Below are 16,839 nucleotides of genomic sequence, written 5' to 3' on the forward strand. Positions count from 1 at the left end.
GGTCACCGGGGGTGGGGTGGGGGTCGTGCCGCCGGTCACCGGTTGTCCGTTGACCACAGCGTTCGTCGGCGCCCCGTACGCACCGGTTTGGGCCACCTGGAAACCGACGCTGAACGACTGTCCCGGTGCGATGGGTTGTGCACCCGCCTCGGACGCCACGGTGTAGTGCGTGCCGTTCGAGACGAGCTGACCTCCCCACGCGCTCGTCACAGATTCGCCTTGCGGCAGGTCGAATTCGACTTTCCAGCCGCCCAGGGCTGTGCTGCCTGAGTTGGTCACGGTGTATTTGGCGACGTAGCCGGTGTCCCACTGTGAGGTCACCGTGTACGTCGCGTCCAGCCCGGTACCGGTTCCTCCCCCGGGGCCCGTTCCGCCCCCGCCGTCGGTGCTGCCCGGGGGCTGGCTGGGCGTCACGTCGGTGGCGCTGGCGCCGACCTGGCCGTTGCTCCCCGGGTGGCCGAACAGCCCGGCGGTGCCGCCCAGGCCGCCAAGGCCGGGGTTAGCGCCGTTGAGTCCCGCCACGGCCTGGCCACCGGGGCCACCGTTGCCGCCATTGCCCACCAGCTGACCGCCGTTGCCTCCGTTGCCGCCCGGCGCGCCGGCACCGCCGGCTCCCCCGGCCCCACCGTTTCCGAACCACCCAGCGTTGCCACCGGCCCCGCCGGGCTGGCCGTTGTCGCCAGCGGCCCCGTTGCCGCCATTGCCGAAGATCAGCCCGCCGTCGGCGCCGCGACTGCCCGCCACGGTCGCGTCCGCGCCGTTGCCGAACAGGGGGCGTCCCAGCATCGCCTTGGCCGGTCCATTCACCAGGTTCAGCGCCTGTTGCTCAACCTGCTGGACCAGAGATCCGTTGACCGCTTCCGCGCTCGCGTACCAGCCGGCACCCGCACTCAGGGCGCGGACAAACCGGGCGTGAAACGATGCCGCCTGAGCGCTGAGGACGCGGTAATCCTGCGCGTAGGTGCCGAACAACGCCGCGATGGCCGTCGACACCTCATCGGCGGCCGCCGCCGCCACCGCCGTCGGACTGCTCAGGTTCGCCGCGCGCAATGCCGAGCCAATGTCCTCCAAATTCGCCGCCGCAGCCGACACCGTCACCGGATCAGCGATTAAAAAAGACATGTCGCAATCCTCCAGCCCCATTTATCACGTTGCAAAGACGTTGCCACGTAATTATTCGGGTTTCAATTGTAAAAATTGCGTTTACGCGGCCAGTTATGAATTCGAATCTCATTCCAAAATCGCAATTACTTAGCACATTCTCAACAGCCGCGGGCGGGGAGCAATTCGCAAGCGTCGATGCAAGCTGCGCCGGGCACCCGGTCTGCGATGGCCGGCGGATGCGGTGACCACGCGCAGATCAGATGTCGCCAAGGGGCGCCGAATCTGCCATGCTGTCAGCCATGGACTTACTGAAGATTTCGTCAGTTAAGGCGCTACGGGCGACGGAAGTTGCGCGACACTACCTCGCACGCCTGCGACAACGCATGGTTCCGCCTGCGGCGGCGTTGATGGAAATGATCCTGTCGGCGTGGTCGGCCCAGGCGATCGCCGCGGCCGCTGACCTCGGCATTGCCGACGCGCTAGCGAAGGGCCCCCTGTCGGCCAAGGAGCTGGCGGTCGCGGTCAGCGCGGACGCCGACGCCGTCAGTCGGCTCATGAGGGCATTGATCGGACACGGGATCTTCCGGCAACGTCGCGACGGCCGTTACGACCTGACCCCGCTCGGCGATGCGCTGCGCAGCGACGCGAAGATGTCGGTACTTGGAATGGCCAAATGGGTCGGTACTCCGCAGGAACGAGAGCACTGGAGCCAGCTAACGCAGGCGATCCGTACCGGACACAGCGTGGTAGAGGAACTGCGCGGCAAGGCCTTCTTTGACTACCTGTCGGGCGAACCGGACCTGGCCGAAATCTTCAATCGAGCCATGACGAGCACATCCGATCTCGCCGTCGCACCGGTGGTCGCCGCCTACGACTTCAGTGCGTATACGACGGTGGTCGACGTCGGCGGCGGGCACGGTCGGCTCCTGGCCGCAGTTCTGGCCGCGACGCCGCAGGCGCGCGGCATCTTGTTCGACCAGCCGCAAGTGGTTGCCGGAGCCGCCTCAGTGCTTTCCGATCACCAAGTCACCGATCGGGTTCAGATTGCCGAAGGGTCTTTCTTCGACGACGACATACCAAGCGGCGGTGATGCTTACGTGCTGAAGTTCATCATGCACGATTGGCCCGATGACGAGGCGGTGCGCATCCTGCACAATGTGCGCGCGGCGGCCGGCGTCGGCAAGAAAGTCTTGCTGGTCGAGCAAGTGATTCCGCAACACGACCGCGATTTCCTGGGCAAGTGGCTGGACCTGGAAATGCTGGTGCTTGGTTCTGGCCGCGAGCGCACCGCCGCCGAATACGAGCAACTCCTGTGCCGCGCAGGTTTTCAGATGACGCGGGTGATAGAGACGGTTTCACCGTTCGGCGTCATTGAGGCGGTAGCGAATTAGCCTTCGCTCGACGAGGGATCACCCCTCAGCGACACGCCCGTCGATGTCGGTTGGCGCGGGCGAGGACAAGCCCAATCGTTGCGCCGGAGGCTGAACCGCCGCCTGCAACTGGCTGAGCGCATCCAGGTCCAGCGGAATGGAGCACAACCGGTGCGCCTCGTCGGCAGCCATGCCGAACATTTTCAGCATGTCTTCGGCGACCTCGTCAGTGGCCTGCGCCGCGTCCCGCTCCGGCTCGGCATGCAGCAACTCCCCCAGAGCCAGAATCATGCCTGCGGCAAGCGCCATCGCCAGCTGCGGATCCGTCACAGTGAGCCTGCCGGCCGCCGCCGCTGCGGCGATATCACGCTTGGCCCGCGGCCCCAACCCGCGGTTGGCAGTGATCAGGGCCAAACCGTGATTGAGCACAATACGGCTCTCCGGCTGACGAAACATTCGCCCGGTCAGCCGAAAACTGAACGCAAGTGTTTCGGCCGGGTCATCGATCGACGCCGTTAAGGCGTCAAGCAACGCCCCATGGGCGTCAAGGACCTCGTTAATGGCCGCTTCGAAAAGTTCTTCTTTGGTCTCGAAATGGTTGTAGAACGAGCCGACCCCGACATCGGCGGCCTCGCTGATGTCCTGAATCGGCACATTGAACTTGCCCGCGGCAATAAACCCCTGCGCGGCCGCGATCAACGCCGCGCGAGTGCGCTGCTTGCGCAACTGCAGCCGGTTGGGCCGGTTCTCCACGTCAGCCAACGATCAACTCCTAAATGCGTTAGGTGAAAAATTCTTGACTACAGCATTCCTCGGTTATGAAGGTTTCTTCGCAAGCAGTGTAATTGATCGATCGTTCTTGAGTGAAGATTCCTCAACTATCGCCGGCCTACCTACGACGGGCGAACTTGACTGAACGTATCGTCGCCGTCGCGAGCCTTGCGCGACTGCACTCGAGCGGCCGAGCTGACCCAACTTGTCGCCGCGACCAACAGTCGGCCGCCGCGGGTCAGGTTGTGACCCGCAGCCCAACCGCAGCCCGCTAGGCGCGCCAGCGAGCGGCCCCGGCTCCTACCACGTCCCCGTGCGACGGCGGCTGAACCGCCGCCTGCAACTGACCGAGGGCATCAAGGCCGACGGGGATGCAACACACCCTGTGCGCCTCCTCGGCAGCCATCCCGAACATCTTCAGCATGTCTTCGGCGATCTGGTCGGTGGCCTGCGCCGAGTCGCGTTCGGGTTCGGCCTGGAGCAATTCCCCCAGGCCCAAGAGCATGCCCGCGGCAACCGCCATCGCCAGCTGCGGGTCGGTCACGGTAAGTGAGCCGGCTGCCGCCGCTGCGGCGATGTCACGCTTGGCCCGCGGTGCCAAACCACGGTCGGCGGTAATCAGGGCCAACCCGTGATTGAGCACGATTCGACTCTGCGGCAGCGGGAACATCCGCCCGGTCAGCCGGAAGCTGAGAGCGAATCTTTCGGTTGGATCGTCGATCGATGCCGTCAGCGCATCCAGCAACGACCCGTGGGCGTCTAGCACCTCGTTGATGGCCGCTTCGAAGAGTTCTTCCTTGGTCTCGAAGTGGTTGTAGAACGAGCCGACCCCGACATCGGCGGCCTCGCTGATGTCCTGAATCGGCACATTGAACTTGCCCGCGGCAATAAACCCCTGCGCGGCCGCGATCAACGCCGCGCGAGTGCGCTGCTTGCGCAACTGCAGCCGGTTGGGCCGGTTGTCGACGTCAGCCAACGATGGCTCCTAAACGTTAGGTGAGACCCCGCTGTTACAGCTTACCTCGATTTTGAAGGATTCTTCACACTGTTGATTGATTGATTATTCTTGAGTGAAGCTGTCTTCAACTACTAGACGGAGGTGGATTCGTGGCACAGCACGGGGGTATTGAACGACGGATCGCGGGCGGCGCAGGTCGCCCAGAAGCCGCTAGGCGCCATGCCCAACTCAGAAAGGATGTTTGTCGGGCGGTTGCGCCGCTTAGGCGCTCAGCACCGGCTGCGGAACCACCTGCTCGGACACCGGCGGGCTGACGACTCGCTCCCGCCCGGCGAACATCTGTGCCAGCGCGGCACCCAGCACACCGATCGCTAGTCCGGCCACCATCGCCCACCAGCTGTGGGCAAGGAGCAGGAAACCGAACCCCGACGACATGGCCAGCATTAGGCACCGCACCCGTGTCCAGTGGATCGGGTGGCGGAAGCGGGTGGCTACCAGCACGCCCAGGATCACCGCAACGGCATGCCCCGCGTTGGTGAACTCCGCGCCGACGACACCGGCCGTCACGCTCACCGAGACCCACCAGCCGATCCACGCCGGTTGCCATCGCCGCGGAATCGCGGCGGTCAGCGCACCAAGCGCGGCGAGCGCACCGTAGCTCATGCCGACATCACTTGCCCGCGTGATCGACCACGGTAACCAGCCGAATTCCACCGCCGCCGCCAGAGCCGCCGCGACTACCAGCGTCGCCCCAACGTGGCCGACGACGAATGCCACCACCAACCGGATGGTATGCAAATGCAGCTCCGCAAGCGCAAGCAGACAAGCCAGGAACGGCATCCAGAAGTACAGCGGGCCGGCTTCGACCACGAACGCACTGCCCAACAGCGTTCCCAGCCGGCCATGCGCCAAGTTGTGCAAGTTCGTGCTGGCATGGCGGATCAGGCGATCGTGCGCCTGTGGGCTGAGCGTGAGAATCACGGTGCTGACCCAGGCAAGAGTCGCTAGATAACCGACGGTGAACCGGACCCGGGACAGCCGGGAGAAAATGCCGTAAATCATCGGGTTCCACTATGCATTGGAATTTGTTACATCCGGGTCATCGGTCGCTGTCAACTCTCTACCAGTCTTGAGACGATAGATCGCCAAGTCCGGCGGGATGCCAGTGAGTTTGCTGGAAAACATCGGCCTGCGGGCCCGCTTGGCGACGACGCCCAATGCGTCCAACTCGCTCTGCGGGATCAGGTCCAAGGTGGGGCTGGAAATCATGATGCCACCTTTGGTGGCCCTTTCCATAACCCGAGCAGCGATGTTGACGTCGACCCCGAGCCAGTCGGCACCCAGTCGTTGCGGGCGGCCGGTGTGGATACCGACCCGCATGCGTGGTCGATAACCGTCCACCTCGACGGATTTCAGGGCGTCGTTGGCCGCACAGACAGCCCGCACGGCAACCTCGGGCTTACGGAACACCGCCATGATCCCGTCGCCCATCCGCTTGACGATGTGCCCGCCGGCATCCAGCAGCGGTGGCTCGACGGCACGGGCCACCTGGCGCAGCAGGGTGAGGGCCGCATCATCGCCGGCGTGCAACGACCACGTCGAGAATGCGACCAGGTCGGTGAAAACCAGCGTCACCTCCGGATTGGCCGGCCGCCGGGAAACCGCCTCGGTCAACGCCTGCCACACCTGCAACACACCCAGACTGACTTCCCGAGATGCCGCGTCGCGGTCGCCCAGCAACCGATCGGCGGCGCGTGCCGCGGCACGCGGACCACCGTCTCCAGCCATCGACAACGGATCGCCGAATTCGGGATCACCAGGCAACAACCGTCGCGCGCGGCGGACGAAGGCCACCACGCCAGGGCTGTGGTTCGTGGTTCGTAGCCACCGCCCTGGAGAACGTCGGTCCGCAGCGTCTTCTGTGAGCGCGGTTGCCGTATCGTCGGGCACGCCGGACTCCGAATCCTCCAGCCCGACCTCCACTTGGCCAGGGTAGGTGGTTTTGACTAAGACAGGCAATCAGCTGCGCCCGGCGTGTGCTGCGATCCGCGACACACGCTTCGCGGGGCCAGGGTTAGTGGAACAAACTAAGGAGGCCCGGTAGCAGACCGCCGACCTGCGTGCCGCCCAACGCAATGTTCGTCGGCGCGCCACCGGTGGGCGTCAAAATCAGCGTGAGGGGCTGAAGAGGCGACAACAGTCCAGCAACAGGAACCTCGAACCCGACCGACGTGTATCCGAACCCTCCTGGCGCGGGTACCGTCTGCGTGATCGTGTCATGGCCGAAGAAGAAGCCGCCCATGGCATTAGTGGGAGCATAGAAAAGTGCATTTACTGCCCCCAACACATTTCCGTGCTGCATCGCGCTGACAAATGCCGTGCCGCTGTGTTGTAGAGAATTCATCGCGAGGTAATACGGACCCAGCGCGTCAAAACTGAGCGCAAGCGGCGCCGGCAATGCGACTGAGCCCGAGTCGATGGTGATCTGACCGGTAAACAGGTCTTCGGTTCCGCTCAGAGTTAGCGACAAGGGGCCGAATGGAGTGCTCGCATTGATCAGCGGAATGGTGGCCGGAGCGGAATCGAGCACCGTGGCGCTGCCACCGGTTGCTCCACTGATCGGAACCCCGGTGACCGGGTCGATGACCGGGGCGGGGGTGACCGGCTCGACGACCGGAGCGGGGCTGACTGGTGTAACGGTGACCGTAGTACCGGGGTCCGCGCCAACGGCGGTGCCCACGGTCGTGGCATCGGTGGCACCGATGGTCCCGGTGGTCACCACAGTGCCGCTTCCGCCGGATGTGGCGGTGACGCCGGTGAGGGCAGTGCCGGTGCTGATCACTGCGCCGCTGGATGCGGTGGCCACATCGGTTGCGGCGGTGCCGGTGCTGACGGTGGCGCCGCTGGATGCGGTGGTCACATCCGTTGCGGCGGTGCCAGTGCTGACGGTGGTGCCGCCGGAGGTGGCCGTCGTCGTTCCCGACGTGGCGATGCCAGTGCTGCCGGAGGCAGCCGAGGTGCCCGAGCCGGCGGTAGTCGTGCCGACGGTGCCGCTGGTTGTCGTCGCAGGTACGCCGGCAGAAACGGTGCCTCCCCCATGACCGCCAACAGGGCCGGTCGGGATCACTGCGTGACCCAGTAGTGCGACCGCGGGGGCATTCACGGCGTTTATCAGCACCTGCTCGGCGTTGGCGATTTCAGAGCTGAGGTATGCGAGCGCACCGGAACTCACCGCGCGAGCGAACTGGGCATGAAACGCCGCAGCCTGTAAGCCGAGGGCTTGATATTGCTGAGCGTACGACGTCAGTGCCGCTGTGACGGCCGCCGACACCTGATCCGCAGCCATAGCGACCAGACGTGTCGTGGGTGCCGCAGCCGCCGAATTGGCGGCGCTCATCGCCGAACCAATGTTCTCCAAACTCCCCGCCGCTGCCGTCACGACTTCTGGTGACACACTCAGAATCGACACAGCTGGCCTCCTCTTTACTCAAGAAGAAAACAACCGGGTAGAGCTCGGAAACCCAAAGTGTACTCTCCGCGATCCTTTCGTGGCCAAAGTATTTTTTGCCCTATTCCGTCGTACGGACGACCATTTCGCCGGCGTCTTGCCCGACCTTGGCCAGCCACCGGCCCCGGGTTGGCCCGTGCGCCGGAACTCCCGTCATACCGCCTGATCACGGCACTGACACGCCGGTGTGGACGGCGGATAACACCACCTGCGACCATCCGCCGAAATCGTAGACAACGTGCGTTGTCAGCGTTTATCGTGAGCGCAAATTATGCGCATGGAGGCCGTGATGACAGTCGTATCGACCACCTCCGCCGAGCCACTCGGGCCCGACTCGCTGACCTGGAAATACTTCGGCGACCTGCGCACGGGGATGATGGGCGTCTGGATCGGGGCCATCCAGAACATGTATCCGGAGCTGGGAGCCGGCGTCGAGGAACACTCGATTCTGCTGCGTGAACCGTTGCAGCGGGTGGCCCGCTCGGTCTACCCGATCATGGGTGTCGTCTATGACGGTGACCGGGCCGCCCAGACCGGCCAGCAGATCAAGGGCTATCACCGCACCATCAAGGGCGTCGACGCCGAGGGCCGTCGCTACCACGCACTGAATCCCGAAACCTTCTACTGGGCACACGCGACGTTCTTCATGCTCGTCATCAAGGTGGCCGAGTACTTCTGCGGCGGTCTCACCGAGGCCGAAAAGCGCCAGCTGTTCGACGAACACGTGCAGTGGTACCGCATGTACGGCATGAGCATGCGCCCGGTGCCCACGTCGTGGGAGGAGTTCCAGGAGTACTGGGAACGGGTCGGCCGCGACGAACTGGAAATCAACCAAGCCACCCTGGACATCTTCAAGATGCGCATCCCCAAGCCAAAGTTCGTGCTCATGCCCACGCCGATCTGGGACCAGATCTTCAAGCCGTTGGTGGCCGGTCAGCGCTGGATTGCCGCCGGCCTGTTCGAGCCCGCTGTCCGGGAGAAGGCGGGCATGCATTGGACGCCGGGCGACGAAATCCTGCTACGCGTGTTCGGCAAAGTGGTCGAGTTGGCATTCTTGGCGGTGCCCGACGAGATCCGCCTGCATCCACGCGCGCTGGCCGCCTACCGCCGCGCCGAGGGGCGCCTCGCGAGCGACGCCCCGCTGGTCCAGGCGCCGAGTTTCATGGCGCCACCGCGCGACCGCCGCGGCCTGCCGATGCACTACTTCCCACCGCGCAGCAATCCGGCCAAGCTCTTGATGGAGCGGGCCGGATCGCTAGTGCACGGAACGCTTTCGATCGCCGGCCTGCGCCCGGCACGCGGCCGCAAAAAGGCCGCCTAGCGGTCCGGATTGGCCCGCCCGCTACCGCGGACGACGTGCCCGCGCGCTCTGATACAGACAGATCGCCGCGGCAGCGGCCACGTTCAGGCTCTCCGCGCCACCGGCCATGGGAATGTGCACCCGGTGGTCGGCCGCCGCGGCGATTTCGCGGGAAAGGCCGTGTGATTCGGGGCCGAACAGCCATGCCGTCGGAGCCGCCAAATCGGCGTCGTCGAGGCATATTTCACCGTCGACCGTGGTGGCCAGCACCTGCAGTCCGGCCGCACGAAGAGCGGTGATGACAGTGTGGGTGTCGGGTGCTACCACTACGGGAATCGAGAAGATACTGCCGGTCGAGGCGCGCAGGCATTTGCCGTTGTAGGGGTCGACGCTGTGGCCGGCCAGGATCACCGCCGCGGCACCCATGGCATCGGCGATGCGGATCAGCGTGCCCGCATTGCCCGGCTCGCTTATTTCCACCCCGGCTGCAACCAAAGCGGGTGCGTCGCTGAGCACCTCATTCAGCCGGGTTGCCGGCATCTCGCAGGCCGCGACCAGCCCCGTCGGTGTCACCGTGTCAGACAGCGCTTTTGCGGCACGCTCGGTGACCAGATGGACCGGCGCCTGCTGTGCGGCCAGCAGGGATTCGTAACGCTGCGCCGCGGACTCGGTGACGAAGAGATCGCGCACCAGACCGCGCGCTGCGGCGGCCTCGACCAGGTTGGGTCCTTCGGCGAGGAACCGTCCCGCACGCCGGCGGCCGACGTGACGATGCAGTTTGACCGCAGTCGCCACCCTGGCCGAGCGCTCGGTCAGCAGACTACGCGGCCTCTCCTGAAGGTGCGTTCACATCCTCGGGCAGTGCGGCCCGGGCGACGTCGACCAGCGCGCTGAAGGCCGCGGGATCGGTGATCGCGATGTCGGCGAGATTCTTGCGGTCCACTTCCACACCGGCGGCTTTCAAGCCCTGGATCAGCCGGTTGTACGTAATGTCATTGGCGCGCGCGGCGGCATTGATGCGCGAGATCCACAGCTTGCGGAACTCGCCTTTGCGTGCCCGACGGTCGCGGTAGGCGTAGTTCAGTGAGTGCAGCTGCTGCTCTTTGGCCTTGCGGTAGAGGCGGGATCGTTGGCCCCGATAACCCTTGGAGGCCTTAAGTACGGAGCGCCGCTTCTTGTGGGCGTTTACTGCCCGCTTTACGCGTGCCATTGATTTCCTACTCTCGTTCGGACGAAATGGTCAGGGCCGGTGGCCGAGTGTCGCTGGGCGCCGGGTCAGCCGTTTAGCAGCGCGTTGACCCGCTTGGTGTCGTTGGCCGCCACGGTCGTACGGCCATCCAGGCGGCGGGTGCGCTTGGTCGGCTTGTGCTCGAGCAGATGCCGGCGGTTGGCTTTCTGCCGGACGATCTTGCCGGTACCGGTGCGGCGGAACCGCTTCGAAGCCCCGCTGTGGGTCTTGGCCTTGGGCATGTTTCCTCAGTTCTGCTAGTTCGCCGACGGCTTGGTGTCGCCGGCGGTGTTGGGATTGGGCGGTGGAGGCCCGCCCGCAGGTTCATCGCGCGCCTTGGCGCGAGTTTTCGCGCCGCGGTGCGGTGCCAGCACCATCGTCATGTTGCGCCCGTCCTGCTTGGCCGACGTCTCGACGAATCCGTACTCGGCCACGTCGGCGCCCAGGCGTTGCAGCAATCGGTAGCCCAATTCGGGCCGGGACTGCTCGCGGCCGCGGAACATGATGGTGACCTTGACCTTCGACCCCGCTTCTAAGAAGCGGACCACGTGGCCCTTCTTGGTCTCGTAGTCATGGTCGTCGATCTTTGGCCGCAGCTTTTGTTCCTTGACGACGGTCTGCTGCTGGTTCCTGCGGGATTCGCGCGCCTTCTGCGCCGCCTCGTACTTGTACTTGCCGTAATCCATGATCTTGCAGACCGGTGGTCTGGCGTTCGGGGCAACTTCGACAAGGTCGAGATCGGCGTCCGCGGCAACGCGGAGTGCGTCTTCGATACGCACTATGCCTACCTGCTCCCCCCCTGGGCCGATCAGTCGGACTTCAGGTACGCGAATGCGCTCGTTGACGCGGGTCTCAGTGCTGATGGGGCCTCCCTCGTTGGCTTCTCTTCCAGCGCGGCTCAAAACCCGAAACCAGCCGGGATCAGCACGGGAAACACACCAGCCATCAGCAAAAAAGCCCTGCATAGCAGGGCCCAATGCCGACCGATCGCGGCCTGGATTGATCAAGCCGCCTGCGGCACGCGCAGAACAGGCATTCTTCAGATGCCTGTGACCGGACCGTTTTGCCTCAAAGAGCTTTGAAAACCTCGTCGGCAAGCGGTGGGAGTGGGACTCCACTTAACTGTCCCTGGCCTTCGCCGGGATGGTCGCAGCAGTGAGTCTAACAGGCATGACGCGGCATCTTGGCAACGAACGGGCCGAAGTGGGCACACCGCCACACCCGAACTGTGCAACCTAGCCACGACATCGCCAAGAATTTCCGGGTTTGAGGGAATATCCTCGCGGTCTGTGACACTTATCAGGCCTCGCTCGGGGGAGGGCAGGCAGATTTCCCGGTTTCACTGGGTACCCGCGACGGCGGGCTGGATTGTCGGGGTCATCGCGTCCCTGTCGCTGCTGGCAAGTTTGTCACCGCTGATGCGGTGGCTCATCCACGCTCCACGCGAGTTCATCAACAGCTACCTGTTCAACTTCCCCGACACCAGCTTCGCGTGGTCGTTTGTGCTGGCATTGCTGGCCGCCGCGCTGACCGCCCGTAAACGGATCGCCTGGCTGCTGTTGCTGGGCAACATGGTTCTTGCCGCGGTATTGAACGTCGCCGATATCGCAGCGGGCGGTAACACCGCTGCCGAGAACTTCGGCGAGAATCTCGGCTTTGCGTTTCATATCGTCGCCAGCGTCCTGCTGGTCCTGAGCTATCGGCAGTTCTGGGCCAAAGTTCGCCGCGGAGCGCTGTTCAAGGCAGCCGGTGTGCTTTTGACCGGCGGGGCTATCGGGATCCTGATTTCGTGGGGCCTGGTGGAACTGTTCCCGGGATCGCTTGCGGCGCATGACCGGTTGCCGTATGTCGCCAACCGGGTGATCGGGTTCGGCCTCGTCGATTCCGCCCTGTTCACCGGCAGACCGCACGTCTTTCTCAATGCGATCTTCGGCCTGTTGGGTGCCTTCGCGCTGATCGCCGCCGCGATCGTGTTGTTCCAGTCCCAGCGCGCCGATAATGCGCTGACCGGTGAGGACGAGTCGGCCATCCGCGGGCTGGTCGAGCTGTACGGGCAGAACGACTCACTCGCCTATTTCGCTACCCGGCGCGACAAATCGGTGGTTTTCGCACCCAGCGGCCGCGCCTGCATCACCTACCGGGTGGAGATCGGGGTGTGCCTGGCCAGCGGCGACCCAGTGGGCGACCCGCGGGCCTGGCCGCAGGCCGTCAACGCCTGGCTACACCTGTGCCAGACCTACGGCTGGTCCCCCGGGGTCATGGGCGCCAGTTCGCAAGGAGCACAGGTATATCGCGAAGCGGGGTTGAACGCGCTGGTGCTGGGCGACGAAGCCATCCTGCGCCCTGCCGAATTCAAGTTGACCGGGCCTGAAATGCGCGGCGTACGACAAGCTGTGACGCGGGCGCGAAGGGCCGGCCTGACGGTCCGGATCCGGCGGCACCGCGACGTTCCCAATGACGAGATGACCCAGACCATTGAGCGCGCGGATGCCTGGCGCGACACCGAATCCGAGCGCGGCTTCTCGATGGCCCTGGGCCGGCTCGGTGATCCGGCGGACTCCGACTGCCTGCTGGTGGAAGCGCTGGACCCCGAGCAGCGGGTGGTGGCACTGCTGTCGCTGGTGCCGTGGGGAAGCACCGGTGTTTCGCTGGATGTGATGCGCCGCTCCCCGCAATCCCCCAACGGCACCATCGAGCTGATGGTCAGCGAGCTGGCGTTGCACGCGGAAAGCCTTGGCATCACTCGGATTTCGCTGAACTTCGCGGTGTTCCGGTCCGCATTCGAGCAGGGCGCCCAGCTGGGCGCCGGCCCGATCGCACGGCTGTGGCGCGGGCTATTGGTCTTCTTCTCCCGTTGGTGGCAGATCGAGACGCTGTACCGCTCGAACATGAAGTACCAACCCGAATGGGTGCCGCGCTACTCCTGCTACGAAGACGCCCGGTTGATTCCCAAGGTGGGCGTCGCCTCGGTGATCGCCGAGGGCTTCTTGGTGTTGCCGTTCAGCCGTCGCGACAAGGTGCACACCGGCCATCACTCCGCGGTGCCGGCCCCGCTGGTGGCGACCGGCCTGTTGCATCCCGACGGCACGGCCCCGGATGTCAGTGGCCTGCAAGAGCCCGAAACCGCGGGCTCCGACGACGCCGGCCGTCGCCTGCCTGAGCAGGTGCGGGTGCGCCTGAGCAAGCTAAAGAAGTTGCAGGGCAACGGTATTGACGCCTATCCGGTGGGGAATCAGCCCAGCCACTCGGTGACGCAGGCGCTGGAAGCCGACGATCACACCGATGTTTCGGTGTCCGGCCGCATATTGCGGATCCGCAATTTCGGTGGCGTTCTGTTCGCCCAACTGCGTGATTGGTCCGGGGAAATCCAAGTGCTGTTGGACAATTCGCGCTTGGAGCAGGGCAGGGCCGCGGATTTCAATTCGGCGATCGATCTCGGTGACCTGGTGGAGATGACCGGGCAGATGGGATGGAGCAAGAACGGCACCCAATCGCTGATCGTGACCAGCTGGCGCCTGATCGGCAAGTGCCTGCGTCCGCTGCCAAACAAATGGAAAGGGCTCACCGACCCCGAGGCGCGGGTGCGCACCCGCTACGTGGACCTGGCCATCAACAACGAATCCCGGGCCCTGGTGACCGCACGCAGCAACGTGTTGCGCTCGATTCGGGAGACGCTGTTCGCCAAGGGGTTCACCGAGGTCGAGACGCCGATCCTGCAGCAGGTGCACGGCGGTGCCGCGGCCCGCCCGTTCGTGACACACATCAACGCCTACTCCCTGGATCTGTTCTTGCGCATCGCTCCCGAGCTGTACCTGAAGCGGCTGTGCGTCGGCGGCGTGGAACGCGTATTCGAGCTCGGCCGCGCCTTCCGCAACGAGGGTGTGGACTTCAGCCACAACCCCGAGTTCACCCTGCTGGAGGCCTATCAAGCGCACGCCGACTACCTGGTGTGGATCGACGGCTGCCGCGAGCTCATTCAGAACGCCGCCCTGGCGGCCAACGGCGCCACCACGGCCATGCGGCTCACCAGCGATGACCGCCTCGAGCCGGTGGACATCTCCGGCGTGTGGCCGGTGAAGACCGTGCACGACGCGGTGTCCGAAGCTCTCGGTGAGCACATCGACGCCGACACCGACCTGCCGACCCTGCGCAAGCTGTCGGATGCCACCCACATCCCCTATCGGGCGCACTGGGACGCCGGCGCGGTGGTACTCGAGCTGTACGAGCACCTGGTGGAAGACCGCACCGAACACCCGACGTTCTACATCGACTTCCCCACCTCGGTGTCGCCGCTGACCCGTCCGCATCGCAGCAAACGCGGGGTCGCCGAACGGTGGGACCTGGTGGCTTGGGGTGTCGAGTTGGGTACGGCCTACAGCGAACTCACCGACCCCGTCGAGCAACGGCGCCGTCTGCAGGAACAATCGCTGCTGGCAGCCGGCGGAGATCCCGAGGCGATGCAGCTCGACGAAGACTTCCTGCAAGCCATGGAATACGCGATGCCGCCCACCGGCGGCCTGGGCATGGGCGTGGACCGGGTGGTAATGCTGGTGACCGGCCGCAGTATCCGCGAGACGCTGCCCTTCCCGCTCGCCAAACCCCACTAACATCGGCGCGCCGGCCAGGCGCGCCGGGCCCCCAGTCAACTCACAGGAAACATTGCGGAAACAAGGTCGCGCGCGGATCACCATCGACCAGAATGAAACTGTGACAGCGCCGACGTCGTTAGTCGCACCGCAGTCGCTGGCAAGTGGCCACATATCGCTCATGCACGGCTGGGTGCCGACCATCGTCCAGGTGGTGACCGCCATCGTGCTGGCGGCAACCATTTGATGGCGGTCCCGTCGCTGGCGGCACCGGTGGCTGCCGGTGGCCGCCATCGCCGGGGTTGCGGCGGTCTACGGGACCCGCTGGTATGTCACCGCGCACGGTCTTGCCAGTGAGCCGGCGCCGAGGGCGCTGTGGATCTGGATCGCCATGACCGGCGTAGCCGCCGCCGTGCTGGTCCTTGGCTGGCGCAGCGCACGGCGATGGCGCCGCGGCGCATCTCTGCTGGCGGTGCCGCTGTGTCTGCTCAGCGCAGGTTTGACGCTGAACCTGTGGGTTGGTTACTTCCCGACGGTGCAGGCGGCCTGGAACCAGCTCACCTCCGGTCCCCTGCCCGACCAGACCGACCAGGCCACCGTCGACGCGATGGCCGGCAAAGGGGCGCTGCCGTCGCACGGCAGTGTGGTACCGGTGGCCATCTCCTCGGCCGCATCGCATTTCAGGCATCGCGGCGAACTGGTGTACCTGCCGCCGACCTGGTTCGCCAGTAATCCGCCACCGGCGCTGCCGACGGTGATGATGATCGGCGGCCAATTCAACACGCCCGCCGACTGGGCGCGAGCCGGCAACGCGATCAAGACGATCGACGACTTTGCGGCCACCCACCACGGCAACGCCCCCGTTTTGGTGTTCGTCGATTCCGGTGGCGCGTTCAACAACGACAGCGAATGCGTCAACGGAAGCCGCGGTAACGCAGCCGACCACTTGACCAAGGACGTGGTGCCGTTCATGGTTTCGAAGTTCGGGGTAAGTCGCGAACAGGCCAGCTGGGGCATCGTGGGCTGGTCGATGGGCGGCACCTGCGCAGTGGACCTGACCGTCATGCATCCCACACTGTTCAGTGCGTTCGTCGACGTCGCCGGGGACTTTTACCCGAATGCGGGAAACAAGGCCGAAACCATTAGCAGGCTGTTTGGCGGCAACGCCGACGCCTGGGCGTCATTCGACCCGACGACGGTGATCACCCGGCATGGCCCGTATACCGGGATTTCGGGGTGGTTCGCGATCTCTGCGCAGGCATCGGTGCGCCGCGACAACGCGATCGCAGACACCCCCACCATGCGTCAGGCCGGACGCGATGCCGCCGCCAATCCCAGCAACCAGACCGCCGCAGCCAACGCGCTGTGCGCACTCGGCCGGACCAATGGAATCGATTGCGCGGTCATCTCTCATCCCGGCAAACACGACTGGCCGTTTGCCGACCAGGTTTTCGCCTCGGCTCTGCCTTGGCTGGCCGGCCAGCTGCAAACGCCGGGGGTGCCCCGGATTCCGTTGCCCGGCACGGCCGCACCAGCCGGGCAATTCGTCACCGCCGGGCGATAGCCGCGAATGACATCGGTCGCAAGCGTGCGCCGGGCGATTTTTGCCCGGCACTGCAATCCGTGGAGCGCCTGGACGCGCTGGGCGAGCACCCCGCTGACGTTGGTCCCGGTTTGGACGCGGCGACGCAGCCACGCTGTGCTGCTCGTCGGGTGGCTGGCGGTCAATCCCTTCGTCTTCGGCAAACCGCGTCACGAACGTGCCTGGGCGACGCGGGCGATGCTGGGCGAGGAGCTATGGATCACCCGCCGGCCCCGCGACGCCGCCATGCTGGTCAGCGGTTTGAGCTCGGTGATATCGGTGGTCGCGGTGATCGCCGCACGCCGTCGTAGACTGCGGCCGGCGGCTGTCGCGACCGCCACGCAAATGGCGCTGACGATGGTCTACTGGCAGCAGATGGTGTGCTATTACGATCGCGGGCAACAACAGGCGGTCGCACCGCCGCAGTAACGT

General features: G+C 65.1%; 14 protein-coding genes and 1 pseudogene. 5 read left to right on the forward strand and 10 right to left on the reverse strand.

The features are described from left to right. A partial coding sequence (locus AWC27_RS25910) for a PE domain-containing protein (RefSeq protein ID WP_139837217.1) occupies positions 1-1,122 on the reverse strand: 1,122 nt, incomplete at its 3' end. A gap of 281 nt (positions 1,123-1,403) precedes the next feature. Between AWC27_RS25910 and AWC27_RS25915 the strand changes: the two genes are divergently transcribed. After that, positions 1,404-2,495, forward strand: a complete 1,092-nt coding sequence (locus AWC27_RS25915; protein ID WP_085673475.1) for a methyltransferase — start codon at positions 1,404-1,406, stop codon at positions 2,493-2,495. Between the two features lie 18 nt (positions 2,496-2,513). Here the strand turns inward: AWC27_RS25915 and AWC27_RS25920 are convergent, their stop codons facing one another. The 5 genes from AWC27_RS25920 to AWC27_RS32470 all read right to left on the reverse strand — a co-directional run bounded on the left by AWC27_RS25920 (position 2,514) and on the right by AWC27_RS32470 (position 7,672). Continuing rightward, the gene (locus AWC27_RS25920) at positions 2,514-3,236 is read right to left on the reverse strand and encodes a TetR/AcrR family transcriptional regulator (protein ID WP_085673234.1); all 723 of its coding nucleotides are present in this window, start codon (positions 3,234-3,236) and stop codon (positions 2,514-2,516) included. A 280-nt stretch (positions 3,237-3,516) separates the two neighbouring features. Beyond that, the gene (locus tag AWC27_RS25925) at positions 3,517-4,221 is read right to left on the reverse strand and encodes a TetR/AcrR family transcriptional regulator (RefSeq protein WP_085673236.1); all 705 of its coding nucleotides are present in this window, start codon (positions 4,219-4,221) and stop codon (positions 3,517-3,519) included. A gap of 243 nt (positions 4,222-4,464) precedes the next feature. Continuing rightward, on the reverse strand, positions 4,465-5,265 hold the full coding sequence (locus AWC27_RS25930; RefSeq protein ID WP_085673238.1) for a rhomboid-like protein: 801 nt from the start codon (positions 5,263-5,265) through the stop codon (positions 4,465-4,467). Positions 5,266-5,274: 9 nt separating this feature from the next. Further along, the gene (locus AWC27_RS25935; protein ID WP_211281715.1) at positions 5,275-6,186 is read right to left on the reverse strand and encodes an adenylate/guanylate cyclase domain-containing protein; all 912 of its coding nucleotides are present in this window, start codon (positions 6,184-6,186) and stop codon (positions 5,275-5,277) included. A gap of 91 nt (positions 6,187-6,277) precedes the next feature. Then, positions 6,278-7,672: a PE family protein gene (locus AWC27_RS32470; protein WP_085673242.1), complete on the reverse strand. Its 1,395-nt coding sequence runs from the start codon at positions 7,670-7,672 to the stop codon at positions 6,278-6,280. Positions 7,673-8,000: 328 nt separating this feature from the next. Between AWC27_RS32470 and AWC27_RS25945 the strand changes: the two genes are divergently transcribed. Continuing rightward, positions 8,001-9,032, forward strand: coding sequence for an oxygenase MpaB family protein (locus AWC27_RS25945; protein WP_085673477.1), 1,032 nt, complete (start codon positions 8,001-8,003; stop codon positions 9,030-9,032). 21 nt (positions 9,033-9,053) lie between these two features. Here the strand turns inward: AWC27_RS25945 and AWC27_RS25950 are convergent, their stop codons facing one another. From AWC27_RS25950 to infC, 4 genes are all read right to left on the reverse strand, one after another. Beyond that, complete coding sequence (locus tag AWC27_RS25950; protein WP_085673244.1) at positions 9,054-9,830, reverse strand: TrmH family RNA methyltransferase; 777 nt, start codon at positions 9,828-9,830, stop codon at positions 9,054-9,056. 1 nt (position 9,831) lies between these two features. Further along, on the reverse strand, positions 9,832-10,221 hold the full coding sequence (rplT, locus tag AWC27_RS25955) for a 50S ribosomal protein L20 (protein ID WP_083112356.1): 390 nt from the start codon (positions 10,219-10,221) through the stop codon (positions 9,832-9,834). Positions 10,222-10,286: 65 nt separating this feature from the next. Further along, positions 10,287-10,481 (reverse strand): 50S ribosomal protein L35, encoded by a 195-nt coding sequence (gene rpmI, locus AWC27_RS25960; protein ID WP_083112355.1) that lies wholly within the window; start codon positions 10,479-10,481, stop codon positions 10,287-10,289. Positions 10,482-10,496: 15 nt separating this feature from the next. Next, positions 10,497-11,102 carry a translation initiation factor IF-3 gene (infC, locus tag AWC27_RS25965; RefSeq protein ID WP_083112393.1) on the reverse strand — a complete coding sequence of 202 codons (606 nt, stop codon included), beginning with the start codon at positions 11,100-11,102 and terminating at the stop codon, positions 10,497-10,499. Positions 11,103-11,528: 426 nt separating this feature from the next. On the opposite strand from infC, the gene lysX reads away from it, so the two are divergent. The 3 genes and pseudogenes from lysX (at position 11,529) to AWC27_RS25980 (ending at position 16,836) form a co-directional block, all read left to right on the forward strand. After that, a complete protein-coding gene (lysX, locus tag AWC27_RS25970; RefSeq protein WP_085673246.1) occupies positions 11,529-14,846 on the forward strand; it encodes a bifunctional lysylphosphatidylglycerol synthetase/lysine--tRNA ligase LysX in 3,318 nt (1,105 codons plus the stop codon). Positions 14,847-14,928: 82 nt separating this feature from the next. Next, positions 14,929-16,389 (forward strand): annotated as a pseudogene (locus AWC27_RS25975) (alpha/beta hydrolase). A 6-nt stretch (positions 16,390-16,395) separates the two neighbouring features. Beyond that, positions 16,396-16,836, forward strand: a complete 441-nt coding sequence (locus tag AWC27_RS25980; protein ID WP_276075799.1) for a DUF6653 family protein — start codon at positions 16,396-16,398, stop codon at positions 16,834-16,836. Positions 16,837-16,839: the final 3 nt, after the last annotated feature.

It is taken from the genome of Mycobacterium szulgai, from assembly GCF_002116635.1.
GTDB classification, from domain to species: Bacteria; Actinomycetota; Actinomycetes; order Mycobacteriales; family Mycobacteriaceae; genus Mycobacterium; species Mycobacterium szulgai.